We start from the raw sequence: 23,696 nt of genomic DNA on the forward strand, positions 1-23,696 counted from the left end.
CTTATCAATCGATAATAGCCCTGCTTCCTCTCTATTTCAGATTAGCATTGTTGTCGTGGACTTATGGCTCGCCGTCAGCATTCTTCCGAGTGAACGTTACAGTCCAAGAATTTCTGGATCGACACCTTGCTCTGTCAGGGCTTCGACCAAATTGCGCTGAGTTCGCGTTATGTTGTGTTGGGATGCAGCCGCCAACTGATCGTCCAGCGCAGTTCTGTCAAGCCACCTGCCCCCGGCAACAACGGCGGAAACGGATCTCAGGGCAACGAGGCTTTGTGTCGGGTCGCGTTCCAAAAGCAGAAGGTCTGCCCGGTACCCTTTGGCCACGCGCCCCACTTGGTCCTGCTCTCCAAGCGCAATCGCTGAATTGATCGTTGCCGCGCGGAGAACCTCAACTCGGTCCAGCCCCGCCTCTTCGAGCAGTTCGAGCTCTTCGATCAACGAAATCCCTGGAATGTTCGTAAAGATACCCGCATCGCTTCCTGCAACAAGCAGAACGCCTTCCTCTGATAGCATTTTCACCATTCGTTTGTAGAACTCAAACGCATACCGATTGCGTTCGACTTCTTCGTTGGCCCAGCGCTCATATTCAGCCTGGCTTTGGGCAACCAAAAGAGGATTTAGGAGTTCGGTCCCCGGGCGCCTCAGATATTCCCCCCGTGTTTCGGCTACCCTGAGCAAGTTATAGAACGCGAGCAGGGTAGGATCGACGGGGACCCCAGCTGCGGCGATTTTGTGCGCCAGTTTGCGACCAGCTGCCTCGTTGTATTCGTCTCTTAAGCCATGCCAGACAATAGACTCGACATGCTCGATCGTAATAAATCCATCGTCGAGAATTTCCTGAAACCCAATATTGAATGGCCTCTTATAAGGCATGCCTGGCTCTCTGACGCCCTCTGGCGTGTGGCCCATCACGGTCATCCCCAATCGCCGGGCCTCTTGAAGCACTGCTTCGTAAGCCTCTCGGGTAAGGTTGGAATAGACTTTGAGCCTGCGATACCCGGATTCGTGCTGCTTACGCACCGCTTCCTGCGCCTCGTCTGCGGTGATGACCATTTGATGGTTGATCTGCTGATTGGGGCCTGGGCTATTGAGAATCGGTCCCGCGGTGATCAGCCTTGGTCCGATTACTGTCCCTCGCTCGATCTCATGAATTAGGCGCAGATGAAATGGCATCCCTGAGGCGTTACGGATTGTGGTGACACCGGTCGCCAGATATGCCCCCAACGATTGCTGGTCCCAGACGTGAACATGCATATCGAAAAGACCGGGCATCACGATCCGACCACTTCCTTCAATGACCCTGGCAGAGCCGCCCTTATGGGCCTTCTCAGCGGGTAGAATCGAGACGATCGTATCACCCTCTATTAGGATCGACATTCCAGGAACCAACCGTGCGCCTTCCTCCTCGAGATGAAGGATTTGGACGTCGTTCAAGAGCAATGCTTTCCCGTCCTGCGCGTTTGCTGGCAACGCCAAAACCGCCAGCAGAGCTGTCAAACTGGAAAGAATAGTTCTCATCACACCCACGCCGTCCCTTGATAATCAATTGCTACCTTAGCCCTGCATTCACAAAGTCGGCAACCAAGGGTGCATTAGCGGCAGACCCTCCTTGGTTTAAGAGAGATAAACTGCCTCGATTCGCTCTAAACTGGGTTGCTCGTCGCTCTTAAGAAACAGTGCTGCGAACCGCTCTGTATCACTCGTACAGATGATAGACTCTAGCGGGTCCTGACCGGCGAGCGGCTCAAGTAGCATCGCACCGGCAATGGCACAGATCAGGGCTAGCTTGGTTTGCATGGTATCCTCCAATGGTTGGGGGAGATCAAGCTTGACCGCTTGTAATCAGCGTGACGGAGGCGATGATGTAGAGACCAGCAGTCAAGACGCTGCCGATGGCCCGAACATGATTTAGTCTGGTCCACTTGCGGCCGTATTCCAGCCAATAAGTGTGTGCCTTTGTGCTGGTGCGTTCGAGGCTGTCGAGCTTGTTATTCATCGGCACATTGCCGAACATCGTCATCAGAAAGACGCTCGGCACGTAAACAAGAGGCGCTAGGAGTAGAGTTGCCAGCGCTGCCCCCTCGAATACCACAAGGCTGTAGATAGCGAAGAGTGTCGAGAAGACCGCAATCGAGAGGATACCCGCAACGAACTGGGTCTTGATGACATCGCGATTGATATGTTGCATCGCCTCCAAGCCGCTCGATGGCTCAGCCTTGAGTAAGGCCGACATTATGAACTCGGAGAAGGCGGAAAAAACGCCCCCGACAATGGCGCTCCAGAGTGCGAGGAACAGGCAGAAGTAGACGGGCCAATCATAGGTCATGCCGCAACCCTCCACATGCCAGTAGCCGCAACATCGCGCGCGTATTCGGCAAAATCCTTGGCAGGTCGGCCAAGCGCACGCTCGACACCATCGGTTATGCTGGCGTTGCGGCCATCGAGCACGGTCGAGAACAGGTAGTCGAGCATCCAAACGACATCTTTCGGTGCGCCAGAGCTGGTCAGCCCCTCGATGAATGCATCATGCGGAACGTCAATAAAAGCGATCTTGCGACCGGTCGCGATTGAAAGGTCGGTTGCAATATCCGCCATGGTCATCAGCCGGGGGCCGGTGACTTCGTAGATTTCGCCATTGTGTTCGTCTTCGGTGAGTGCGGCGGCCGCAACTTCGGCAATGTCATCGACATCGACAAACGGCTCCGGTGTATCGCCAGCTGGCAGGGTAATTGCTCCGCTGAGCACCATGTCGATGAAAGCGCCTTCGGAGAAGTTCTGATTGAACCAGCTGGCGCGCACAATGGTCCATTCGAGACCGCTATCCTGCACGATCTGCTCGCAGGCTTGGGCTTCTCTCTCTCCTCGGCCCGACAATAGGACCAGCCGTTCGACCCCTTGCAGATTTGCACGCCAGACGAGCGCACTAATGGCGTCGGTCGCGCCGGGCATCGCTAGATCGGGTGAGTAGGTGATGTAGATGCTCTTCACACCTTCGAGCGCGGCGTCCCAACCAGCTTCTCGATCCCAGTCGAACGCTGGAATGGATGAGCGTGATCCGATGCGGACGATTTCGCCTTTGGCGGTCAGCCGCTCAGCGACTCTTTTGCCTGTCTTGCCAGTTCCGCCGATCACGAGTGTGATCTGCTTGTCTTCGATTTGGTTTCTCATTGGCTTGTTCCTCTTTGTTGGAGACAAGCATTGGATATGTCGGAAGATGACTGCGCTCTTGCCCTAGGATGACAAGCTTTGTGCAGATCGCGTCATTGGCCTGACGTTGCATTCAATCGGAATGAGCGCGGTGTTTCGCCCGCCCAGCGTTTGAAGGCTCTTGTGAAGCCACTTTGCTCCGCAAAGCCTGTGAGAAAGGCGATCTCGACAAGCGGATATTGCGTTGTTCGTAACAATCGTTCGGATAATTCGCGCCGAGCCTGATCTACCAGTTCCTGGAACACGGCTCCTTCATCGCCCAACTTGCGTTGCAGCGTTCGGGCGCTCATCCCGAGTGCCTTTGCGACATCCGACAGCTTGGGTATGCCGCCACTAAGGTTCTTTCCAATCTCGGATTTGACCTGGAATGCTAAAGGAACATTAGAATGCATCTCATCAAGCATCTCTTCGACGCGCTGATCGAAGAAGCGCGAGATGGCATCGTCACCTACAGCATTGGGTAGAGACAGCTCTGCGTTGGAAATGACAATTGCATTGATACCCGCGCGATCCTCGACCGCGCATCCAAGATAGTCCTCCAGGAAATCCTTGTCGCCAATCATTTCATGCGCGCACATAGCTTGGTCTGGCTTGAATGGGCGGCCAGAAGCCTCGCGGCATATCGCAGTGAAGGAGGCGAAGGTTGCTTCGTTCGATAGCCTAGCCCCCATGGGAGCTTCGTCAGTCAATCGGACAAACCGGATTTCGGTCGTTTGCTCATTTCGCGTGAACTCCAGTGCTCTGACACCGGCGACAACTCCCACATAACGCTCCGCGCGATCCCAGCCATCCCTCAGGGTGGGGGAGCTTTTCCATGCCAATCCAACCGCCCCTAGGTCTTCGCATCGCATCGACTTGCCAAGATTAATATGGGCTCTCGGGCGTCCCTCCTCGGCATGCGCAATAGTTTCAAGCAGCCTGACATAGTCTTCTTCTGAAACCATGGTCGCAAGGTCCGCAGGTGCGTCCATGTCGAGCTTGCAGATCGCAAAGAGCTCGGCTCGATCCAAATGCTCAGGAGCCTGTTCGATTGCCTTGCGCGAATAGATGGAGGAAGACCGGGGCACAGCCTGATGTTAGCTTTGAGGTTCCGATCATGGAAGGGCTAGCGCAACGCCCGCTTTCCACCCCAATAGCAGACGTTAGCTCAATAAATTTGTTGGCCAATATCAGCCCTCCCGCGATTCAACCCCATGGGTGACAAGCCTAAGCCCTCCTAAATCGACAGGAGGCCTGCTTGAACGCGGACGAAATTCGCAAGGAAGTGATCGAAGACCTCGGGCGGTTTACCCATGATCCGCTCGGCTTTGTCATGTGGGCCTTCCCTTGGGGTGTGGAGGGGACATCACTGGCCGATGAAGACGGCCCTGACACATGGCAGCGCGAGCAATTGGAGCTTATCGGCTCGAAGCTTCGCGATGATCCCTTCAAGGTTATTCAGGATGCGACTGCAAGCGGTCACGGGATCGGCAAGAGCTCTCAGGTTGCTTGGCTGATCCTGTGGGCGCTCATGACGCATCCAGATACGCGCGGGGTGGTGACTGCCAACACGGAAGGGCAGCTTCGCACGAAGACCTGGCCGGAACTGGCGAAGTGGTACTCGCTGCTTCAGTTCGACTGCTTGCGCGAACTGTTCGTGATGGAAGCAACGTCCATCCATTCGACAGATGCAGGCCATGAGCGCAATTGGCGCATTGACGCTATTCCATGGTCAGAGCGGAACACGGAAGCCTTTGCTGGCCTTCACAATGCCGGGAAGCGCACGATCCTGCTGTTCGATGAGGCGTCTTCGATCATCGATGCGATCTGGGACACGGCAAGCGGTGGCCTGACTGACGCGAAGACCGAGATCCTTTGGCTAGCATTCGGCAACCCCACGCGAAACACGGGTCGCTTTCGCGAAGTCATTGTCGGTCGCTTTCGCAATCAATGGTCTCACCGGATGATTGACGGGCGGACTGCCAAACGGACGAACAAGGAGCAATTGCAAGCCTGGATTGATGCCTATGGGGCTGACAGCGATTTTGTACGGGTCCGTGTTCTCGGGCAATTCCCGCGTGCTGGGTCCATGCAGTTCATTTCATCGGAAGTCGTGCAGAATGCTCGCAAGCGCGAGGTTCAGGTTCTTCCAAGTGAGCCGCTTGTGTTCGGGCTCGATTGTGCTCGTTTCGGAGATGATCATTCAACCTTGGCGATGCGCCGTGGGCGCGATGCTCGATCGCTGGCGTGGAAGCGCTGGCATGATGTCGATGCGATGACATTGGCGGCTGACGTTGCATTGGAAGCGCAGCGCTGGAACCCGCAAATGATCTGTGTCGATGCCGGTAACATTGGTGCGGCGGTAATTGACCGGCTGCGCCAATTGAACGTGCAGAATGTCGTTGAAGTGTGGTTTGGTGGAAAGGGGCGCGAGGCTGATTGGGCTGCGGGCGTGCGAGTCCAGACTGCCAATCGCAGGGCTGAAATGTGGACCAGCATGCGCGCTTGGCTTGAGACAGGCGCAATTCCTGACCTGGATGATCTGGAAGCTGATCTAACCGGCCCTGAGTATGGATATGCTGCTGATCAGGTGTCCATCCAGCTTGAGGCGAAGAAGGACATGAAGGCGCGCGGCCTGCCGTCGCCCGATGACGCTGACGCACTCGCTCTTACTTTCGCGGAACCCGTGTTGCCGGTCGATGGTGGTTTCTATGGCTACGGAACCGAACAACACTGTGTCGATCCGGTCTACCTCGGTGATATTCGGCGGATGCCTCATGACAGATATGCAGAACTCGATCGCTGATCGTGCGCGGATTTGCGGGGCAAGGAACCGCAAGGGTGTGCCGTGTAGGCGCAAGGCCATGGCTAACGGTCGATGCCATTTTCATGGTGGCAAATCACCGGGTGCGCCGGTCGGCAATCTCAACGCTCTGAAGCACGGGCGCTACATTCAAACCTCTGCCTGAACGACACCTCTGGTTGCGATTCAAAGTGGGTCAAAACAACCCTATCGTTCTCGGAACGATTGATGGAGCACCGCAAATGAAGACGCTTGATGCTGAAACTTACCGTGATCGCCGAAGCGCGTTGTTGGATGAAATCGAGAAGGCAGAGAACGGCTTTCGGGCGGCGGCGCTTGTCGTTGCGCTGGGTGAAGAAGATGATTCTGTTCAAGCCGAGTATCAGAACAAGCTTACCCGTCTGAATTCGCAGATCGAGGCTCTCGACGCTGCACGAGAAGAGGCAACGCGAATTGAGCGGATTGCCAAGGCCAGACAGGATCGCGAACGCTGGGATCGCGAGTTGGCTGAGATCGACAAACTCTATCGAGATGCCAGCAAGCAAGCTGAAAGGGTCGAAGGTGCTCTCAGGATCATCGATATTGCGATCGAGAATGCTGCTGAAATTCAGACTGCTGTTCGGGCAATGAGCACGCGTTGGCGTGGCGATCGCTCTGGCCTGCAACTGATCGACTTTCATGGTCACGCGGACCGTAGCCTAACGAAGGCCAAGGAGGCGCGCGAAACCCTTGCTGCCCTTTCCAACATGGCCGGGGATTTTCATTCGCATGGCGTGGGGGCGCTTTCCTCTCGTCAACCTATGCCAATTGAGGAGATGAACTGATGAACGATCGCAGCACTATCTCGGTCGCGACAGGAGGCACTCCGACGCACCGTCTTCGTGTTCCGCTGTTCGCTGGTCGGAAGTTCGAACCTGACGATCTGGTCCGATATGATGGGCCTCGGAATTGGAAATTTGAGCCGTTGGATGAAGAGGAGCGCGACGACTGGGCCAAGGAGCACAACACGCGATCAGACAAGGAGAAGGTTCTTCATGCGTTGACGCGCGAACCCGGCAAATATGGCATTCCTGACAGTCGCAAGGGTGGACAAGTTCAAGTTATTGGGACCGGTCAAGAACCAAAGACGCCAGTGCATAGAGCAATGGCCGATCTCTACGGCAAAGCAGGCGACTGATCGTGCCTCGCGCTCCACAGTTCGATCCGTACTCCTGGGCCGCTTTCGAGGCTGAGAAGGCAAACCGGGCCTATGAGTTGCCGCGTGGTACGAAAGGGCGAGCCTTGGCCAATACGTTTGCGGTCCTGATGGGTGCAGGTGTGGAGCCCGAGCCTGAGCTCAATCTAGGCGCGGTAAAGTTGCCTCCGCCTGATCTTCTCATGGGGCCTCGCTAAAAGCCGACATTCCGCTAACGACCCAATTGCAGACATCACTATCCTATGATGCTGAGCTTGAATGACGCCACAGAAATTTTTTGGACATGGGATGGATTAAACTCCGCGAAACATCCGTTTTCCTTTCGACCGGCCGCATGGCGCGGCCAGTGATCGAAGGAGAATACAATGAAGAAAGTTGCCATTGCAGCCGCTGTTGTCGGCATGCTCACCAATGTCACCGCCAATGCAGCGACCTTCACGCTCGCTGAAGAACTCTATGCCCGCGAACAGGAGAAGCTGATTATCACGGCTCCGATCGCAGGCATCCAGAACAGCTTGTGGTTCGATTACCGAATTGACGTTATGGAAGCACAAAAGGAACTCGCCAGCGACCTGCGACGGGCAAGCGACATCGAAGACCAGCGCGATGCCTGGGAAGAATATGGCGACGAGCTGCGCAAAGAGCGCAAGGAGTACGTCAAGAAAATGGCTAAGCGCGGTTTCCGCATGGGCACCGTAACGGTTGAGAACTAAGCTTCAGAGCAGGATGGGGTAGCCCCCGACCTCCATCTCCCAAAACCTCATTCTGCTCCAGAAGGGCCGGAGAAAATCCGGCCCTTCTTTTTGGGTGCTTGGCTTGAGTGGGCGTGCCGAACCAAACCGCCGAATACGAGTTGGCTACTCCTGCCAGCCCGCTTTGCGTGCGGCCATCTCTTCTTCAGCTGAAAGCGCAGGGCCGGTAGCCATCTCTTGTGCTGTAGCGAGGATCTCCGCTTCACTTCCCGCCATGCGAAACTCGGTGGAGCCTGACTCGCTGCCGTGGCCTAGGACTTGTTGTCGCCAGCCCTGATCATCGCGGCAGGCAATCCCGCTTTCACTGACATTAGCGTAGGCGCGGCAAAATTCGTTAGCTTCGTTGCGGAAGCTGAGCAAAATGCGCGTGTCAGCTCCAGCCGACTGATCCGCCACGAGCTGCGTATCGAGCGCGCTCGCAAGCCTTGTACCAGCATAGCCATCTTCGACCGATCCGCCGCCGAGGTTTAGCATTACCGCTGCGACCAGGGCAGCAGCGATTGCGCCGCCACCCCAACCCCAGCTGGGAAGGGTGCGGCGAGCTTCGCGGCGATCCTTTGCCGCTGCAAAGTCAACGACCGCAGCGCCATCCGGCTCCTTCGTCTCGCGCAACATTTGGGTGAGCCTGTCCGGTACGTCCTGCTCAAGGATCGGAGCGTAGTGCGAACCCAACATCCCAGCTAGTTTGCGATGGGCCTCTACCTGACGGGCAAGCTCGGGATCAGCCTCGATTGCGGCAGTCACGCGTGCCAGTTCTTCGCCTTCAAGCTGGCCATCTGCAAATGCGGCAAGTTCTTCAGGGGTCACGCTCATGGCGCTTCTCCGAGTTTCTGCAGCAAGGCATCGCGTCCACGCACCAGCCGGGAGTTGAGAGTTCCAACTGGGCAATCCACGATCGCGGCGGCTTCCTTGTAGGAATAGCCTTCTACCATCACGAGCAGCACGGCTTCGCGTTGATCGTCGGGCAAGCTTCCCATCGCACGGTCGACATCGCCGAGCGCGACCAGCGCTTCCTGTCCGCCTTCGCCGCCAACAGAAAGGCCTGCATCTTCGTCAACAAAGGTCTCCGACCTGCGCGAGCGAGCGCGACTTTCATCGATCCAGATATTGCGCATGATCCGATACATCCAGCTGTCGAGCCGCGTGCCTTGCGTATATTGATCCTTGCGGGTCAGCGCACGCTCGATTGTCATCTGGCAAAGATCATCTCCGTCCGATGGATGCCCGGCAAGCCCGATCGCGAAACGCCGCAATCGAGGCAGAAGTACCAGGACATCCTGTTCGAACGAAGTGCTCAGTGTCTTTGCCTTCCATGGATTAAACGGATGGGCTGGCTCGTTTCATCCATGCTTAATGCGAAATAACTAAGAGACACACCATGCGCCTGCCAATTTTCCTCACTTCTCTTGCCTCAGCCGCGGCTCTTGCCGCGCCTCTATCGGCGCAATTAGGCTTGCCTGGCGTTCAGATTCCTCCTGTTGGCCAAGTGTTGGATCCTGTGACAGGCGAGGTTTTCGACGGGCTTGAGAATGCCACCCAAGGCATATCGCGAGAGGCGCTGCGGCTTGCGAACTTGCGTGAGCGTCGGCTTGACCAGTTTGTGCGCAGTAACAGCGATGTGATCGAGATTGATGCGCAGGGTGCGCCAGCGCGGCGCGGCGAGTTGTTGCTGATGGACGCGGATGCTGCCCAGATTGCCGCTGCTGAAACACAAGGCTTCTCTGTGATCGGAAGAGAGGAGATTGAAGGGCTTGGCTTGTACGTAACGCGGTTACAGGTACCTAAAGGCACTGACCTCGCACAGGGCCAGAAGCAGCTTGCCGAGATCCTCCCTGGTGCTGAGATCAGCGCGGACAATTTACACTTCAGCAGCGGCATGGGCGCAGCACTTCCAGCGATGGTACAAGGTTCAGCCGCAGCAATTACAACTCCCATCGGAATGATCGATGGTGGTGTTGCTGGGCACGTAAATGTGACTGCGCAAAAAGGTTTCGCCAGCGGAGCACCCGCGCCCAGCCGTCATGGAAGCTCTGTCGCATATCTCTTACACTATGCCGATGCGAGTAACATCCGCGTGGCTGATGTCTATGGCGCGGAACGGGCGGGGGGTAACGCGCTTGCAATTGCCAAAGCTTTAGGCTGGCTGGTCGACAGCGGAACTAGGGTCATCAATATCAGCCTGGTAGGGCCGAGAAACTCGCTCGTGGAGCGAGCTGTCGCGCATGCGCAGGAAAAAGGCGCTGTCATCGTTGCCGCTGTTGGCAATGATGGCCCTGCTGCTCCGCCTGCCTACCCAGCCTCCTATGATGGCGTCGTAGCTGTGACTGCGGTCGACGGGCGCAACCGAGCGTTGATTGAAGCGGGCCGCGCGCTCCATCTCGACTATGCTGCGCCCGGTGCAGACATTTATGCGCGTGGGATGGATGGCAAGGCATTCAAGCTTCGCGGGACATCCTTTGCTTCCCCCTTGGTAGCTGTACGCATCGCGGCCTCGCTCGAGCGCGGGGCCCGGTGGCGCAATAGCGTCGACAGGGAAGCGCTTGATCTCGGCAAGAAAGGCCCTGACGCGGTCTATGGCCGAGGATTGCTTTGTGGCGGCTGCCGCCCGTCAAGATAGACCTCTCCAGAAAAATGGCAGCCCTTTTGGATTAAACCGCAACGGCCACTCGTTTTCCATCCGAGCGAGCAACATTTGCCCGCTGCAAATTGAAAACGAAAGGACGTACCAATGAAAAAGCTCTTGATCGCAACGACCGCTCTCGGCCTCCTGGCAGTTCCAGCCAACGCCCAGCTACTTGGTGGCGGCGGCCTGACAGGTGGCCTCTCTGGTGGGCTGGGCTCAGCGCTCGACATCAACGGCACGATTTCGCGCACTACAGACACTATCCGAACAACCACTCGAGGTGCCGTAGACGGAACCGCGACCACCGATGGAGATCAGTCAGTCGATCGTCGTTCAGGTCGCGTAGAAGCACGACGCAACGCCGAGCTCGCTGGTGCGGCTAACGTTGCACAGTTGGCATCCACTCCGATTGCTCCGCTCACGGCGGGTGCGACCGGGAATGGCAACGCATCAGGCAACGGCAATGCTTCGGCACAACTGATCGGCACCGATGCAGTGGGCGCACTCGTGACTACGGCAGAAGGTCAGGCGTCTGGAGCAGCTCAGCTCGCCGGCTCCGTTCCGGGAAGCCTGCCTGCAGCTCCCAGCATGCCAAACACTTCAATCTCGGGCGAAGGCTCAGGTGAAGGTCAGGGCAATGCAAGCCTGATGTCTAACCCTATCCCCAACACTCCGATTGCTCCGCTCACGGCGGGTGCGACCGGGAATGGCAACGCATCAGGCAACGGCAATGCTTCGGCACAACTGATCGGCACCGATGCAGTGGGCGCACTCGTGACTACGGCAGAAGGTCAGGCGTCTGGAGCAGCTCAGCTCGCCGGCTCCGTTCCGGGAAGCCTGCCTGCAGCTCCCAGCATGCCAAACACTTCAATCTCGGGCGAAGGCTCAGGTGAAGGTCAGGGCAATGCAAGCCTGATGTCTAACCCTCTTGCAGTTGCTGGCTCTGTTGCAGGCGCTGCCGATGGCATGACGACAATTTCGCCTGGCATGCCAGTAGTCTCGCCCGACGGCGTACCAATGGGTGAAGTAAAACAGATTGTTGCGAACAATCGCGGCGAAGTTGAGCAGGTGCTCGTCTCGAATGGCGATATGCAGCAGGCCATTCCGGCTGGTAATCTCGCCGCAAACGGCGATGCCCTGGTTGCCGGGCAGGGCCTTGCTTCGGTAATGACGGAATAAGAGTCCTCAAGCTTTCTAACCTCGAGGCTGGAGGCGAGAATAGGTGCTGGATTGCCACAACGGCTATCCGGCACCTTCCCTTTCCTTAACCGATAATGGAAGTTCGTCAGCATCAGATGAACCTCTCAACAATGTCCGCTTTCCACCCCAATAGCGGACGAATGGTACGTTGAAGCCCGTCACCGATTGCTGACAGTCCGATATTAAAACATTTCTGGTCAGTCGGACGGGTTTCCGCTGCCTCTCACATGCAATTCAATTCCCTTCAGCCTGTCTGGGCATATCCTGGAGCGATTGCGCCGGTTGAGTTCGATGGTTTCCTCGGCTGTTAGAACGACGATGCGATAGTTTGCGCGCAGCCAAACGAATATTTCTTCATCTGTCCTGCCATTGTCGATCATTTCTCCAATTGTAAGGGTCATCTCTCGCTGAGGGAGAACATGCTCGAGCTTTAGGTTCGCTTGGATTTCAGATTCTGGCAAGCCATCGGCAATGCCCTGCTCGCGCCAAGCGTATGCTGCGGCACTCATCTCCGCGTCAGGATGCATCTTGTACTTGAGCAGTTGGATGTTGGGATAGCAGGCCCAGGCAGCCATGATGTCAGCAATTCGTGTGCACGAATGTATGCCGCCCCAGTTGTCAGTGATTAGGTTTCGTTCGAGCGCCTTGTTGCGAGCCTCCCAGAATAGCCGGAAAGCGCTCATCATCTTCTCGGGGCTTTTAAGCTTTGCCCGGGTCATTATGGCTCCCCTCTTTCAAGCAAGTTTGCAACTGAGCACACTAGCCGAAAGCTGGTCCAACTCGAATTGGCCGCTTCCCGCAATCGCCGCACTTTAGCTTGCGCTCAATTTGCACGAGACGATGTCCCCAACCACGTTTATGCGCATAGGCGAGCAGTTCGGTGGGATGCTTCAGCACGATGCGCCCGCATTGGCATTCGATACGGACCATGTAGTTGTGGCGGGCGAAATCGGCTAGGCTCTTAAGGCGAATGGATGACATTCGACAGCTTGTGACAGGACGAGAACGATTCGTGAACATTGAGGTTGGCGCCAAATGCTGTTGCTACGAGCCTGAGTGGCTTTGCATTTGTCGGCCTTTTCCGCCAGACCTTGTCGAGTGACCATTGCAAGTGGGGGTTCTATGCGCGGAATGATGATAAGCTTCGCTGCTGTTCTGGCTATGGCGAGCGTGCCGACTTTGGCGCAAACCGGATATGGGCCCTCTTACGAGACTGGCAATGATCTTTCACAAAGTTGTAAAGACTTGACTTATGCGCAGCAGGACTTTTGTCGAGGTTTTGTATTTGGGTTGGCTCACGGATTTCGATACCAAGTTTTCAGTGGGGCAGGTTCGATCTGCATCCCGGTTGGCGTCGCGTCGAGCCAGCTCCTAGACGTGGTAATGAAATACATCCGCGAGAACCCAGAAAAGAGGCATTTAACAACTGTTGAGATAGTGCAAACCTCGCTTAGCCAGGCATTCCCTTGTTCGTAATGACGAAAGGCAGACAAATGCTAAGGATGTGTCTCGGCATCGCTCTAGCGATTGGAACTATCACAACACCAGCCCTAGGCCAGGCGAGCAAGCCTTATAAATTGATCATCCTTTGGGGAAGTGAGGGCATCGCCGTGACAGATTACCCTAGTCTGACAAGGTGTGAGGCGGCGTTGGCGGTCCTTCGAGAGCGAAAGCAAATAGAAGAAGCGCAGCGGCAGCCTCGAAATTTACCCGGAGGTGGCGTTGTATTTCCTAATCCATGGGCAATGGAGATGTTCTGTATTCCGGGCTGAGTTTTATCGGCTGGAATCGGAAGACGCCAACGGAGGGCTTGGAACTACAGGCTGAACAGCTTCGAGGGGCGGGGTTGAATTGACGACTTTGCATCGAAATGAACCGTGCTAGCCCTCTCTACCGTCATGTCTAACAACTATCCTAGCGGCAATTTTTTCGAGTTCGGGTCTAACTGCCTTGGCCATCGTCAGAAAGTTGGTGGACTGCATGATGACCAACATCGCGCCTGTTGAAGATAGGTCCTCTCCCTTCTCGATATTGCTTTCGATACGCTCTCTTACTTCAGCGTTGTCTTTGCGCTGGCCATCATCGAACTGACGTAAGGCTGGGAGGCATTCAGGGAAGTAGAGATTTATGCTGGTTCTGACCTTGCTCAAATCCAGCCTCTCTAGCGGCTCGAGAACTCCCTTGCCCGAGGCCATTGAGATCGCCGAGATGTTGGATCGATTACATTGCCCCTCAAGCCGGTCTAGCTCAGCATATAATTCTTCGAGCTTTAGGCGTAGTGTTGCGCCATCTTCTCGACTCTCTTGCTCGCGCCTTCTGAGACCTTCAAGCTTATGCGCCAAGAATGGGGCGATCAGAGTGCCTAAAATGCCGAATCCGGCGATGATAATGGGCGTCCAGTCTATCAACTTGATACCTATACGTTACCTCAAATCTGCTAAGGTAACTCCTACGTCCTTGATTTAATGGCGCGCCCGGCAGGACTCGAACCTGCTGCCTCAAGATTAGAAGTCTCGCGCTCTATCCAGATGAGCTACGGGCGCGCGCTGCGGGTCCATTAGCGCGCTTTTCCTTAGGGGCAAATGAAGTTAGGGCGATGAGCGATGGAAAATTCTCAGCAATCGTCAGCGCCCCAGCGCACCACTCACGCTCCGACGAGCTTCCGCTATTACGATCTGGTCATGGCAGCGTTTGTGACGATTCTGCTGCTGTCCAATCTGATCGGGGCGTCAAAACCGAGCTATATCACACTGCCCGGCGGCGACCCCTGGATCTTCGGCGCAGGGGTGTTGTTCTTCCCGATCAGCTACATCATCGGTGACGTGCTGACAGAGGTCTATGGCTACGCCCGCGCGCGCCGTGTGATCTGGACCGGGTTTGCTGCGCTCGCCTTCATGGCCTTTATGGCGTGGGTCGTGGTGAGCTTGCCGCCTGCTGACGGATGGCCGTTCCAGAGCGACTATGAAAACGTGTTCGGCAACAGCTGGCGCATTGTCGCTGCGTCCATGATTGCCTTCTGGGCCGGGGAGTTTGCCAATTCCTACGTCATGGCCAAGATGAAGGTCTGGACTGACGGCAAGCATCTGTGGACCCGCACCATCGGTTCGACAGTGGTCGGTCAGGGGCTCGACAGCATGATCTTCTACCCGCTCGCATTCTGGGGAATTGCCGGCTGGCCGCCAGAGACTTTGGTGCAAGTCGTGATTTCGCAGTGGCTGATCAAGACCGCGTGGGAAGCGCTGCTGACCCCCGTGACCTATGTTGTCGTCAATAGGCTCAAGCGCGCTGAAGGGGTCGATCTCTACGATACCGAAACGGATTTCTCACCCTTTGCGAAAACCGAGCGCGTTTGACCCTCGGCTATTCGGCGGCGGCGCTCGCCGCGCTCGGCAGATCATCGAGGCCATGACGGCTCGGCGCATTCCATTTGTCATCGGCAATGATCCGCACAGAATGGTTCATGCCAAGGTGATCTGACAGGAGCGTCATGTCCTTCTCGGTTGGAATACCCAGCAGGTCCTTGTGACTTTCGCGCAATTCGAGCACGAGCTCCTTGCCTTCGCGGCACAAGCGGCTGACCTGGAACGAGCGACGTGAGCGCGCCCCAATCCGCCGCGCGAGCCGGACGGACAGCCCCCAGCCAATCGCTTCGTGCAAAGCCTCTTCACTCGCCAGCGCCTTTACTTCCGGCGGCAATTCGAGATGATTTCGGTTCGCGCAAACCGCCGCTGCCATCATCGCGCGCTCATGCGCTTCGATCCCGATCCAGCGTTTGTGCAAGGCCCAATCGACCGCTTGATGGAGCCTCAGATTGGGTTCGATCTGCATCGAAGCAAGCGCCAGCATCGTTGCAGCAAGCCGCAGCCGCTCGGAGCCATGCTTGCCCGCTGGTACAGCATCGACAGTCCAGCCAGCGACGCGCGTCGCCAGCCTTGGCGGGGCGCCTCGCTGCGCGGCAAACAGCGAAAGGCCCGCGAGAAGCGGATCCTGCGAACGAGCGCCGGGTGCGAGGCGGTCAAACAACAAGCCTTCGCGCAAACCCCAGGATGAGAAGATCAAGCGTTCCGGGCGGAGCTTTTTCAGCATCACCTGCAGCAGGATCGCCGCATCTGGCATAGTCGCCGATCGCATGGTTGAAATGCGCTCAATCTGCTGCAACGTCTCAGGGCTCGCCTGAGCAAGGTCCTCTGCGAGCACCCGTGCGCGCTTGGGGTCAAGCCACAGCCCATGCGGATCGCTCAGCGGGTGCCCCACTTTCTCCATGGCGTAGACCGCCATGGCCCGCCAGGTTCCGCCAACCAGATAGAGCGGCGCTTCGATCGGATCGCCCCACCCTCCCTGTTTGAGCTGCTTGCCGAGCGCCTTCCTCAAGCTGTCGGGATTGTCGCCATAGCCTGCGAGCCGGAGCGTTCCCAACGGCAGAGACGTCGGCCGCGAGGTCTTGCCTTGGGCGATATGGATCAACTCCAGGCTGCCGCCACCAAGGTCAGCCATGACACCTTCAGCCCCCGGAAAGGCGCCAATGACGCCTTGCGCGCTGAGCCGAGCCTCTTCCTCGCCGCTGATGACGCGCGGGTCGAAACCGACCTCGCGAACTGCAGCGATGAACTCAGCGCCATTTTCCGCTTCGCGAGAGGCCGCTGTGGCAACGGTTTCGATGTCTTCAATCTCAAGCTCTTCGAGCAGCAAACGGAAGCGCCGCAAGCCCCGCAAGGCGAGATCGAAGGAATCCTGAGGGATGCGTCCCGTCTGCGCCATTTCGCGGCCCAGCCGTGCCGCGACCTTCTCGTTCAGCAGCACCTGAGGCGCGCGCATGGAGCCGCCGTAGACGACCATCCGCACCGTATTCGACCCGATATCGATGATCGCCCGCTCCGGCGTTGTGCCGCTGAAAATCCCGTCACGGTCCGCGCGCCTTGCCTTGAGGCTCATGGCTGACGGCCTTTGCGCAAGGCAAGCTTTGGCACGGCATCATGCTCAAGCGCGCCGCCACGCCCGGAAAGCGAAGGGTTCGTCATAAAATAGCGGTGACAATTAAATGGTTTATCATCCGCTTCCAAGCGCGAGTAGGTTCCGTCGGGATGAAGCTCCCAGCTCTGCTCGGTATCGAGCACATTGGCCAGCAGCACCTGTTGCAACACCTGATCATGAACGGTCCGGTTCTTGATCGGGATCAGCGCTTCGACCCGGCGATCAAGATTGCGGCCCATCAGGTCAGCCGAGGAAATGAAAACCTTGGACTTTCCGCCCGGCATGGATTGCCCATTGGCGAAGGCGAAGATGCGGCTGTGCTCGAGGAAGCGGCCAATGATCGACTTGACGCGGATATTCTCGCTCAGCCCCGGCACGCCCGGCCTGAGGGAGCATATCCCGCGGCAGACCAGCTCGATCTCGACCCCCGCCTGGCTCGCAGCATACAGCCGATCAATCATGTCGCTGTCAGTAATCTGGTTGAGCTTGAACCAGATCGCAGCTGGCTTGCCCTTGCCTGCGTTCTCAATTTCCTTGTCGATGCACTCGTACAACCGCTCTCGCAGGTTCAGCGGAGCGACTGCGAGCAAATCCATGCTGTGCGGCTCGACATAGCCAGTCACGAAATTGAACAGCTTGGCCGCATCGCGCCCCAGTTTTGGCGAGGCCGTGAAGAAGCTGAGGTCAGTGTAGATCTTGGCGGTGACCGGGTGATAATTGCCCGTCCCGAAATGGCAGTAAGTGCGGAAACCCTGCTCTTCGCGCCGAACGACCATCGCGACTTTCGCGTGCGTCTTCCAGTCGACAAAGCCGTAGATGACCTGGACGCCCGCGCGCTCCAGCTTGTTCGCCCAAAGCAGGTTCTGCTCTTCGTCAAAGCGTGCTTTCAGCTCAACCACAGCAACCACCGACTTGCCATTTTCCGCCGCCGCGATCAGCGCGTTGATCACCGATGACTGGGAGCCTGCCCGGTAAAGCGTCTGCTTGATTGCAACCACGTCGGGATCAGCTGCCGCCTGGCGAATGAAGTCGACCACCACTTCAAAGCTCTCGTATGGGTGGTGGATGATGATGTCCTTCTCGCGAATGGCGGAGAAGCAATCCCCGTCATGTTCGCGAATGCGCTCAGGATAGCGCGGCGAATAGCTGTCGAATTTGAGATCAGGACGATCTTCCTCAACGATTTCAGCCAGACCGTCGATCCCGATGATGCCGTCGGTCTTGATGACAGCCGCTTCGTGGACGCCCAGTTGTTGCAACAGGACCTGTTCTGCATGGCTGTCGAAATCATCCTCCAGTTCGAGCTGGATGACCTGCCCCCGGCGGCGGCGCTGGATCGCACTGCGGAAAGTACGCACCAGGTCTTCGGCCTCTTCCTCGATTTCGATGTCGCTGTCCCGCAGCACTCGGAACAGCCCGTCGCCCTTGATCTTGAAGCCCGGGAAGAGATGATCGGCAAAGCGCACGATCAGGCTCGCAATACTGATATAGACCGCTTCCTCTCCCGGCACTCGGACATAGCGCGGGAGCGCGGGCGGAATCAGGATCATCTCGATGATCCGTTCCTTGTCAACATCGCGTTGAAGCGTGAACAACAGGCCCATCCCTTCATTCGCCACGAACGGGAAAGGGTGCGCTGGATCAAGCGCTTGCGGCGTGATGATGGGCAAGATTTCTTCGAGGAAATAGCTTCTAAGCCATTGATAGGCAGCAGGTTTGACCCGGTCTTCCTCTGCAACGTGAATATCGACATCGCTAAGGCGGCGATGCAGCTCACGCCAGATTCTCTGCTGACGCGTACTCAGCTCCACCAGCTTGGCGCGGATTGCGGTCAGCTGCTGCGACGGGGTGAGTCCATCGATAGACGGCCTGCCGATCCCGCGCTGCACTTGCCCCACCAGGCCGGCCACGCGGATCATCATGAATTCGTCGAGATTGCTGCCGGAGATCGACAGGAAGCGCAGCCGTTCCAGCAGCGGATAGCTCTCATTCTCGGCTTCAGCGAGGACACGTTCATTGAAGCTCAACCAGCTCAGCTCGCGGTTGAAGTAGAGCTCGCTTTGAGCGATCTCTGCGTTGTCTTCGCTGATGGGCACGTGCGTATTCATAGGCCCCTTTGTTGCTCGTCTCCGGTGTCAATCAAGCGCGCGAATCGGTCAATCCTTGCGTGTTATGCATCAATTCTTTGAAAAGCGTGCCTTTGCCTCGCTGAAAGCACCCACTTGAAACACTCATTCGGGCAGCACAGAGACCTTGTCCTGGGCTGGCATCGGCATTCCCATGTCGGTCGGGAATTTTGCACGATATTTCGCCTCAAGCGCGCTGATTTCAGGCTCAGACAGCGTGATGTCGAGCGCTGCAACCGCATCATCGATATGATGCGGCTTGGTCGCACCGATAATCGGCGCGGCGACCTGCGGCCTGGTGAAGTGCCACGCCAGAGCAACGCTCGCCATCTTTGCCCCGCGCGCTTTCGCGACCTCCTCTAGCGACGCGATAATGGCATGGTCGACTTCGCTTTCATCGTCGTAAAGCCTTTTGCCAAAGCCATCGGTTTCGCTGCGCACGGTGCTCTCTCCCACGGGCCGGGTCAGGCGGCCGCGCGCAAGCGGGCTCCACGGAATTACCCCGACTCCTTCGTCGGCGCATAGCGGCAGCATCTCGCGCTCTTCCTCTCGATAGAGCAGATTGAGCTGGTTCTGCATGGAAATGAACGGAGTCCAGCCGTGCGCACGCGCGGTCGCCTGCGCTTTCGCGAATTGCCACGCAAACATCGACGAAGCACCAAGATAGCGCGCCTTGCCCGCCTTCACGATGTCGTGCAGCGCTTCCATCGTCTCTTCGATTGGTGTCGCATGATCCCAGCGATGGATCTGGAACAGATCGACGTAATCCATCCCCAATCGGGTCAGGCTATCGTCAATCGCCTGTATCAGGGCCTTGCGCGAAAGGCCCGCGGTGTTCGGCGCACCGCGCCACGGCAGGTAAGCCTTGGTCGCGACCACGATTTCATCACGCTGAGCCATGGCGCGCAGATGCTTGCCAGTGATCTCCTCCGACGTTCCGCCGGCATAGGCGTTGGCGGTATCGAAGAAATTGATGCCCGCTTCCAGTGCACGCCGAAAGAAAGGGGCCGACGCTTCTTCATCAAGCAGCCAGTCACCATGCCAGCCCTTGGACGTATCGCCGTAAGTCATGCAGCCGAGGCACAATTGCGAGACCATGAGGCCAGAGCGACCAAGGCGAGTAAACTTCATTTGCGTTCTCCGTGCATTTCTCTTGCGGCCTATAGGGACAAGCCGCCATCAACAATCAGCGATTGCCCGGTGATGTAGTCTGCCAAGGGCGAGGCGAGGAACAAGGCCGTGCCTGCCATGTCTTGCGGCGTACCAAAGCGGCCCAGGGGTATGCGCGCCAGCGCACCTTCGCGGCGCTTTTCATTCTCGGTCGTCACCCGCGTCATCTTGGTCTCGACGAAGCCCGGTGCAATCCCGTTCACCCGGATTCCATCCTTTGCCCAGGCCTGTGCCAGAGAGCCGACAAGGCTGGCCGCGCCCGCCTTGCTGGCCCCGTAAGCCGGGTTGCCGATCATGGCGTGAAACGCGCCGGTTGAGCTTACCATGATGATCGAGCCCTTGCGTTTTGCAAGGCCGGGATGGAATGCGCGCGCGCAATCCATCAGCGAAGTGAGATTGACCTGCACGACATGGTCCCAGCCCTCGCGCTCGAATTCCTCGCGGCCGTATCGCACCGCGCCTTGGCTCAGCACCAGGACGTCGAGCCCGCCAAGTGCCGCGGCCAACCGGTCTGCGCCATCGCGTTCCGTTACATCGAGCTGATGGTACGCAAGCCCGCGAAAGTCGCTATCTTCGGCTTCGAGATAGTCCCCTTCGTCATGGCGTGTGCCGGTCACATGCACTTCCGCACCGCGCGCAGCAAAGCCTTGCGCGATTCCATTGCCAATCCCGCTCGATCCGCCGACGACGATTACGCGCTTGCCAGAGTAGTCCAGCGGGTCAGCCATGGTAATATCCTCCTCAGATCGCGCGGCTGATCACTTCCTTCATGATCTCGTTCGTGCCGCCAAAAATGCGCGTTACGCGCGCGTCGCGCCAAAGCCGGGCAATCATGTACTCATTCATGTAGCCTGCGCCGCCATGCAATTGCAGCGCTGCATCGCAGATTTCCCATTGCAGGTCCGTATGCCACAGTTTCGCTGCGCTTGCTTCGTCGGTGGTGAGCTTGCCTTCGAGATGGCGCTTTATTGCCCAGTCGAGATGCGCCCAGCCCACTTGCAGCTTCGCCTTCAAGTCGGCGAGCGTGAATTTTGTGTTCTGGAATTCGAACACTGTCTTGCCAAAGGCCTTGCGGTCTTTCGTGAACGCCACCGCTTCATCGAAGGCCCGCTGTGCGCCCGCCTGCGCGCTGACCGCGATGGACAGGCGTTCCTGCGGCAGCTCTTCCATCAGATGAATGAAACCGCGCCCTTCGCCGCCGAGAATATTGGTTTTTGGAACACGGCAATCGCTGAAGAACAGCTCCGATGTGTCAGCGGAATGCTGGCCGATCTTGTCGAGATTGCGCCCTTTCTCGAAACCCGGGGTGCCCGCGTCGACCAGTACCAGCGACGTGCCTTTTGCTCCCTGGCCGGGATCGGTTTTCGCGACCACGATCACGACATCGGCGTTCTGCCCGTTGGTGATGTAGGTCTTTGAACCGTTGAGGACGAGGTGATTGCCGTCTTCGATTGCGGTCGTGCGAATGCCCTGCAGATCGCTGCCCGCGCCCGGCTCGGTCATCGCGATGGCGGAAATAATATCGCCTGAGACCATGCCTGGGAGATATTTTTCGCGTTGCTCCGGTGTGCCCAGGCGTTCAAAATAGTTCGCGGTAATGTCGCTCTGCAAAGTGAAGCCGGCTGAGGTTCCAAGATAGCAGAGCTCTTCGTTGACGACGCAATTGAAGCCGAAATCGAGGCCAAGCCCGCCATTCTCTTCGCTGATTGTCGGGCACAGCATTCCTGCCTCACCCACCGCCTTCCACGCTTCGCGCGGTACGATGCCGTCGGCTTCGTGCTGGTCGAGATACGGCGCAATGTGCTCGGCAAGCACTTTGCGCACGGTGTCGCGGAAAGCCTCGTGGTCTTCATTGTAGGCAAAGCGGCTGGAGGTATCGAGCATCATCGTCCCATGAGTTGAGTTGATCCGAACTGCGGCGCCTCTGCTGTGCATCGACACCGAGATCGCGCCATGCCACGCAGCGCGCAGAAGTCAAAGACCGAGAGGTTTTGCTTGCGGTTAGCTGAAGTTGTCTTACGCTGACTACCGCAGAGAATCGCAGACTGACCGGCTGCTGTCGTTTCGGACACGCAGAGAGTGGCAACGAGACCAGAGTTCAAGACGGACCTAGGGGCCAGCAATGGATAAGCTCGATACAGGGGCGCTTGTCGGATGGCGCGCAGACGATCTGGGGCAGCGCGTGGTTCTGCATTTGCAGACGATGCACCGCAACGGCAGCAATGATCGAGAGATGCGCGAGCGCGCGATCTTGCTTGACCGGAACCAGGCAGTCCAGCTTGCCAACTACCTGTTTGAGGCAACAGGCGAGACAAAACCGCAAAAGCGCGGTGCCTTACGTGCCTTCTTTGGCACCTGACCGCGTTAACGCCGCCACGAACCTGTTTGAAAACAATTATTTGAACAGGATGATCCAGGTCTTTCGAGTTCCGTGCAGTTGCGGGACGAGGGCTGAGTTGTGCTTGCGATAAGCCAGTCAGCAGCTAACCTTGGAGTGATCCGTGGTAGTTAACCATACTCAGTGCGACGGAATAAAGGTGAAATAGTCAGTCCATGATCACCATTTTCTCAGCTTCGGGAAAGGAATTGATCGTGGCTTCGCGTATCTCCACCATTCTTGCCTTGTGCGTCCTGACCAGCGCATCGATCCATCCGCTCACCGCGGCACCGCGCCAGATCAAGATCGCGCCGGATGGTTCAGTCACCAGTGACACATCGCAGGAACCGATCGGCAAAGGCAACCTCAAGCGCACCGATCCGGGCCCGAAAAAGAAGCTTCCCGGCGAGGACGTAGTCAGCGACGGCGGAAGCGGCACAGGCGGGTCCGGTGACGGAGGCGCTCCCGATACCGGAGGCGCAGGCAGCGATCTTCCGCCTATCGATCTGTCGGACATGGCGCTGTGGAACTGGTACGGGAAATGGCATGCCTCCAACTGGGACAATCCCTGGTCTTCCTTTCCCTATCGCTATGACCACGTCTCGCAGGACGAAGCCGGCAACACCTATTTCACCTTCGATGCACAAGGCGCGCCGGAACTGAAGGCCCAGAACGGCCATCCCTATTCAAAGAAGGCGTTCTACGAGGTGGACGTAACCTTGCCGGAGTTGCGCAGCGGTCTCGTTGTTGCGCCCCTGTGGCTGTGGCACGATCAAACCCGCGATGAAGTCGACTTCGAGTTTGTCGGAGACCAGTTCCTGCAAGTTACTGTCCATTCCTACCGCTCAGGATCGCATCGCACACAAGAGCATCGAATGACCGGGAATTTCTCCGGCCAGCGCATGAAGCTGGGGATCGAGACGGATCTCGCAGGCGGTCAGATCAGGATGCTCGTGAATGGTCAGCTCGTGCACACTTTCTACAACAATACCAATGCTTTCCCTACCGGAGAGATGCGTCCTGTGATCTCGATGTGGGTCGGCGACAAAACCAGCTGGGCCGAACCCTGGACTGGTCGCTGGGAAGGGCTGACCAACGGTGAGCAGGTCGTGATGACCGTCCATGGCTATCGCTTTGAGCAGCGCTGATCAAATCGGTTTTTCAAGGGTTTAAGGGAATTGCTCTGCGTTAACTGATGCCGCAGGCCTGCCCCGCTTAGAGACACAGCACCGTGATCAAGGTTCACTGTGCTCTCATCCGTGATATCACATGCCTCGATCAAATTCGCAT

Annotated in this window: 25 protein-coding genes and 1 tRNA gene; 12 read left to right on the forward strand and 14 right to left on the reverse strand. The window is 57.4% G+C overall.

The window, feature by feature from the left end; translation table 11 throughout:
- Positions 1–96: 96 nt before the first annotated feature.
- The 4 genes from ACG9DO_RS14255 to ACG9DO_RS14270 all read right to left on the reverse strand — a co-directional run bounded on the left by ACG9DO_RS14255 (position 97) and on the right by ACG9DO_RS14270 (position 4,277).
- Positions 97–1,521, reverse strand: coding sequence for an amidohydrolase family protein (locus tag ACG9DO_RS14255; RefSeq protein WP_394729073.1), 1,425 nt, complete (start codon positions 1,519–1,521; stop codon positions 97–99).
- Positions 1,522–1,825: 304 nt separating this feature from the next.
- Positions 1,826–2,329, reverse strand: coding sequence for a DUF1772 domain-containing protein (locus ACG9DO_RS14260; protein WP_394729075.1), 504 nt, complete (start codon positions 2,327–2,329; stop codon positions 1,826–1,828).
- Complete coding sequence (locus tag ACG9DO_RS14265; protein WP_394729077.1) at positions 2,326–3,171, reverse strand: NAD(P)H-binding protein; 846 nt, start codon at positions 3,169–3,171, stop codon at positions 2,326–2,328. Before ACG9DO_RS14265 ends, ACG9DO_RS14260 begins: the two co-directional genes overlap by 4 nt.
- Positions 3,172–3,263: 92 nt before the next feature.
- Positions 3,264–4,277, reverse strand: a complete 1,014-nt coding sequence (locus ACG9DO_RS14270; protein ID WP_394729079.1) for an AraC family transcriptional regulator ligand-binding domain-containing protein — start codon at positions 4,275–4,277, stop codon at positions 3,264–3,266.
- A gap of 170 nt (positions 4,278–4,447) precedes the next feature.
- On the opposite strand from ACG9DO_RS14270, the gene ACG9DO_RS14275 reads away from it, so the two are divergent.
- From ACG9DO_RS14275 to ACG9DO_RS14300, 6 genes are all read left to right on the forward strand, one after another.
- Positions 4,448–5,995, forward strand: coding sequence for a terminase (locus ACG9DO_RS14275; protein WP_394729081.1), 1,548 nt, complete (start codon positions 4,448–4,450; stop codon positions 5,993–5,995).
- Complete coding sequence (locus ACG9DO_RS14280) at positions 5,976–6,158, forward strand: HGGxSTG domain-containing protein (RefSeq protein ID WP_394731279.1); 183 nt, start codon at positions 5,976–5,978, stop codon at positions 6,156–6,158. The genes ACG9DO_RS14275 and ACG9DO_RS14280 overlap by 20 nt, the downstream gene beginning before the upstream one ends.
- 76 nt (positions 6,159–6,234) lie before the next feature.
- On the forward strand, positions 6,235–6,816 hold the full coding sequence (locus ACG9DO_RS14285; RefSeq protein WP_394729082.1) for a hypothetical protein: 582 nt from the start codon (positions 6,235–6,237) through the stop codon (positions 6,814–6,816).
- Positions 6,816–7,169 (forward strand): hypothetical protein, encoded by a 354-nt coding sequence (locus ACG9DO_RS14290; protein WP_394729084.1) that lies wholly within the window; start codon positions 6,816–6,818, stop codon positions 7,167–7,169. Before ACG9DO_RS14285 ends, ACG9DO_RS14290 begins: the two co-directional genes overlap by 1 nt.
- A gap of 2 nt (positions 7,170–7,171) precedes the next feature.
- Positions 7,172–7,384, forward strand: coding sequence for a hypothetical protein (locus tag ACG9DO_RS14295; protein WP_394729086.1), 213 nt, complete (start codon positions 7,172–7,174; stop codon positions 7,382–7,384).
- Positions 7,385–7,552: 168 nt separating this feature from the next.
- The gene (locus ACG9DO_RS14300) at positions 7,553–7,900 is read left to right on the forward strand and encodes a hypothetical protein (protein WP_394729088.1); all 348 of its coding nucleotides are present in this window, start codon (positions 7,553–7,555) and stop codon (positions 7,898–7,900) included.
- Positions 7,901–8,044: 144 nt separating this feature from the next.
- On the opposite strand, the gene ACG9DO_RS14305 is transcribed toward ACG9DO_RS14300, so the two are convergent.
- Both ACG9DO_RS14305 and ACG9DO_RS14310 read right to left on the reverse strand, forming a co-directional pair.
- Complete coding sequence (locus tag ACG9DO_RS14305; RefSeq protein WP_394729090.1) at positions 8,045–8,752, reverse strand: anti-sigma factor family protein; 708 nt, start codon at positions 8,750–8,752, stop codon at positions 8,045–8,047.
- Positions 8,749–9,237, reverse strand: a complete 489-nt coding sequence (locus tag ACG9DO_RS14310; protein ID WP_394731280.1) for an RNA polymerase sigma factor — start codon at positions 9,235–9,237, stop codon at positions 8,749–8,751. The genes ACG9DO_RS14305 and ACG9DO_RS14310 overlap by 4 nt, the downstream gene beginning before the upstream one ends.
- 188 nt (positions 9,238–9,425) lie before the next feature.
- On the opposite strand from ACG9DO_RS14310, the gene ACG9DO_RS14315 reads away from it, so the two are divergent.
- Positions 9,426–10,556 (forward strand): S8 family serine peptidase, encoded by a 1,131-nt coding sequence (locus tag ACG9DO_RS14315; protein WP_394729091.1) that lies wholly within the window; start codon positions 9,426–9,428, stop codon positions 10,554–10,556.
- Positions 10,557–10,667: 111 nt separating this feature from the next.
- Complete coding sequence (locus ACG9DO_RS14320) at positions 10,668–11,741, forward strand: hypothetical protein (RefSeq protein WP_394729093.1); 1,074 nt, start codon at positions 10,668–10,670, stop codon at positions 11,739–11,741.
- A gap of 218 nt (positions 11,742–11,959) precedes the next feature.
- Here ACG9DO_RS14320 and ACG9DO_RS14325 read toward each other — a convergent pair whose 3' ends face one another.
- Positions 11,960–12,481, reverse strand: coding sequence for a hypothetical protein (locus ACG9DO_RS14325; RefSeq protein ID WP_394729095.1), 522 nt, complete (start codon positions 12,479–12,481; stop codon positions 11,960–11,962).
- Positions 12,482–12,923: 442 nt separating this feature from the next.
- On the opposite strand from ACG9DO_RS14325, the gene ACG9DO_RS14330 reads away from it, so the two are divergent.
- Positions 12,924–13,238 (forward strand): Rap1a/Tai family immunity protein, encoded by a 315-nt coding sequence (locus ACG9DO_RS14330; protein ID WP_394731281.1) that lies wholly within the window; start codon positions 12,924–12,926, stop codon positions 13,236–13,238.
- Between the two features lie 404 nt (positions 13,239–13,642).
- Here the strand turns inward: ACG9DO_RS14330 and ACG9DO_RS14335 are convergent, their stop codons facing one another.
- Together ACG9DO_RS14335 and ACG9DO_RS14340 are read right to left on the reverse strand one after the other, a co-directional pair.
- On the reverse strand, positions 13,643–14,170 hold the full coding sequence (locus ACG9DO_RS14335) for a hypothetical protein (protein WP_394729097.1): 528 nt from the start codon (positions 14,168–14,170) through the stop codon (positions 13,643–13,645).
- A gap of 58 nt (positions 14,171–14,228) precedes the next feature.
- Positions 14,229–14,305 (reverse strand) — tRNA-Arg (locus ACG9DO_RS14340).
- Between the two features lie 60 nt (positions 14,306–14,365).
- On the opposite strand from ACG9DO_RS14340, the gene ACG9DO_RS14345 reads away from it, so the two are divergent.
- On the forward strand, positions 14,366–15,115 hold the full coding sequence (locus ACG9DO_RS14345) for a queuosine precursor transporter (protein ID WP_394729099.1): 750 nt from the start codon (positions 14,366–14,368) through the stop codon (positions 15,113–15,115).
- 7 nt (positions 15,116–15,122) lie between these two features.
- Here ACG9DO_RS14345 and ACG9DO_RS14350 read toward each other — a convergent pair whose 3' ends face one another.
- The 5 genes from ACG9DO_RS14350 to ACG9DO_RS14370 all read right to left on the reverse strand — a co-directional run bounded on the left by ACG9DO_RS14350 (position 15,123) and on the right by ACG9DO_RS14370 (position 21,913).
- A complete protein-coding gene (locus ACG9DO_RS14350) occupies positions 15,123–16,694 on the reverse strand; it encodes a Ppx/GppA family phosphatase (protein WP_394729101.1) in 1,572 nt (523 codons plus the stop codon).
- Complete coding sequence (locus tag ACG9DO_RS14355) at positions 16,691–18,841, reverse strand: RNA degradosome polyphosphate kinase (RefSeq protein WP_394729103.1); 2,151 nt, start codon at positions 18,839–18,841, stop codon at positions 16,691–16,693. The genes ACG9DO_RS14350 and ACG9DO_RS14355 overlap by 4 nt, the downstream gene beginning before the upstream one ends.
- Positions 18,842–18,964: 123 nt before the next feature.
- Positions 18,965–19,990: an aldo/keto reductase gene (locus tag ACG9DO_RS14360; protein WP_394729105.1), complete on the reverse strand. Its 1,026-nt coding sequence runs from the start codon at positions 19,988–19,990 to the stop codon at positions 18,965–18,967.
- A 29-nt stretch (positions 19,991–20,019) separates the two neighbouring features.
- On the reverse strand, positions 20,020–20,757 hold the full coding sequence (locus ACG9DO_RS14365) for an SDR family NAD(P)-dependent oxidoreductase (RefSeq protein WP_394729107.1): 738 nt from the start codon (positions 20,755–20,757) through the stop codon (positions 20,020–20,022).
- Between the two features lie 13 nt (positions 20,758–20,770).
- Positions 20,771–21,913 carry an acyl-CoA dehydrogenase family protein gene (locus ACG9DO_RS14370; RefSeq protein WP_394731282.1) on the reverse strand — a complete coding sequence of 381 codons (1,143 nt, stop codon included), beginning with the start codon at positions 21,911–21,913 and terminating at the stop codon, positions 20,771–20,773.
- 238 nt (positions 21,914–22,151) lie between these two features.
- Between ACG9DO_RS14370 and ACG9DO_RS14375 the strand changes: the two genes are divergently transcribed.
- Both ACG9DO_RS14375 and ACG9DO_RS14380 read left to right on the forward strand, forming a co-directional pair.
- A complete protein-coding gene (locus tag ACG9DO_RS14375; RefSeq protein WP_394729109.1) occupies positions 22,152–22,388 on the forward strand; it encodes a hypothetical protein in 237 nt (78 codons plus the stop codon).
- A 194-nt stretch (positions 22,389–22,582) separates the two neighbouring features.
- Positions 22,583–23,554, forward strand: coding sequence for a family 16 glycosylhydrolase (locus ACG9DO_RS14380; protein WP_394729111.1), 972 nt, complete (start codon positions 22,583–22,585; stop codon positions 23,552–23,554).
- Positions 23,555–23,696: the final 142 nt, after the last annotated feature.

The sequence above is a fragment of the Altererythrobacter sp. GH1-8 genome (assembly GCF_043702085.1).
Lineage (GTDB): Bacteria > Pseudomonadota > Alphaproteobacteria > Sphingomonadales > Sphingomonadaceae > Erythrobacter.

What these genes read in the sequence shown, in the direction of transcription:
- ACG9DO_RS14255 (WP_394729073.1), bottom strand. Translation starts at nt 1,521, where the DNA reads ATGAGAACTATTCTTTCCAGTTTGACAGCTCTGCTGGCGGTTTTGGCG.
- ACG9DO_RS14260 (WP_394729075.1), bottom strand. Translation starts at nt 2,329, where the DNA reads ATGACCTATGATTGGCCCGTCTACTTCTGCCTGTTCCTCGCACTCTGG.
- ACG9DO_RS14265 (WP_394729077.1), bottom strand. Translation starts at nt 3,171, where the DNA reads ATGAGAAACCAAATCGAAGACAAGCAGATCACACTCGTGATCGGCGGA.
- ACG9DO_RS14280 (WP_394731279.1), top strand. Translation starts at nt 5,976, where the DNA reads ATGCAGAACTCGATCGCTGATCGTGCGCGGATTTGCGGGGCAAGGAAC.
- ACG9DO_RS14285 (WP_394729082.1), top strand. Translation starts at nt 6,235, where the DNA reads ATGAAGACGCTTGATGCTGAAACTTACCGTGATCGCCGAAGCGCGTTG.
- ACG9DO_RS14290 (WP_394729084.1), top strand. Translation starts at nt 6,816, where the DNA reads ATGAACGATCGCAGCACTATCTCGGTCGCGACAGGAGGCACTCCGACG.
- ACG9DO_RS14300 (WP_394729088.1), top strand. Translation starts at nt 7,553, where the DNA reads ATGAAGAAAGTTGCCATTGCAGCCGCTGTTGTCGGCATGCTCACCAAT.
- ACG9DO_RS14305 (WP_394729090.1), bottom strand. Translation starts at nt 8,752, where the DNA reads ATGAGCGTGACCCCTGAAGAACTTGCCGCATTTGCAGATGGCCAGCTT.
- ACG9DO_RS14320 (WP_394729093.1), top strand. Translation starts at nt 10,668, where the DNA reads ATGAAAAAGCTCTTGATCGCAACGACCGCTCTCGGCCTCCTGGCAGTT.
- ACG9DO_RS14325 (WP_394729095.1), bottom strand. Translation starts at nt 12,481, where the DNA reads ATGACCCGGGCAAAGCTTAAAAGCCCCGAGAAGATGATGAGCGCTTTC.
- ACG9DO_RS14330 (WP_394731281.1), top strand. Translation starts at nt 12,924, where the DNA reads ATGGCGAGCGTGCCGACTTTGGCGCAAACCGGATATGGGCCCTCTTAC.
- ACG9DO_RS14345 (WP_394729099.1), top strand. Translation starts at nt 14,366, where the DNA reads ATGGAAAATTCTCAGCAATCGTCAGCGCCCCAGCGCACCACTCACGCT.
- ACG9DO_RS14350 (WP_394729101.1), bottom strand. Translation starts at nt 16,694, where the DNA reads ATGAGCCTCAAGGCAAGGCGCGCGGACCGTGACGGGATTTTCAGCGGC.
- ACG9DO_RS14355 (WP_394729103.1), bottom strand. Translation starts at nt 18,841, where the DNA reads ATGAATACGCACGTGCCCATCAGCGAAGACAACGCAGAGATCGCTCAA.
- ACG9DO_RS14360 (WP_394729105.1), bottom strand. Translation starts at nt 19,990, where the DNA reads ATGAAGTTTACTCGCCTTGGTCGCTCTGGCCTCATGGTCTCGCAATTG.
- ACG9DO_RS14365 (WP_394729107.1), bottom strand. Translation starts at nt 20,757, where the DNA reads ATGGCTGACCCGCTGGACTACTCTGGCAAGCGCGTAATCGTCGTCGGC.
- ACG9DO_RS14370 (WP_394731282.1), bottom strand. Translation starts at nt 21,913, where the DNA reads ATGCTCGATACCTCCAGCCGCTTTGCCTACAATGAAGACCACGAGGCT.
- ACG9DO_RS14375 (WP_394729109.1), top strand. Translation starts at nt 22,152, where the DNA reads ATGGATAAGCTCGATACAGGGGCGCTTGTCGGATGGCGCGCAGACGAT.
- ACG9DO_RS14380 (WP_394729111.1), top strand. Translation starts at nt 22,583, where the DNA reads ATGATCACCATTTTCTCAGCTTCGGGAAAGGAATTGATCGTGGCTTCG.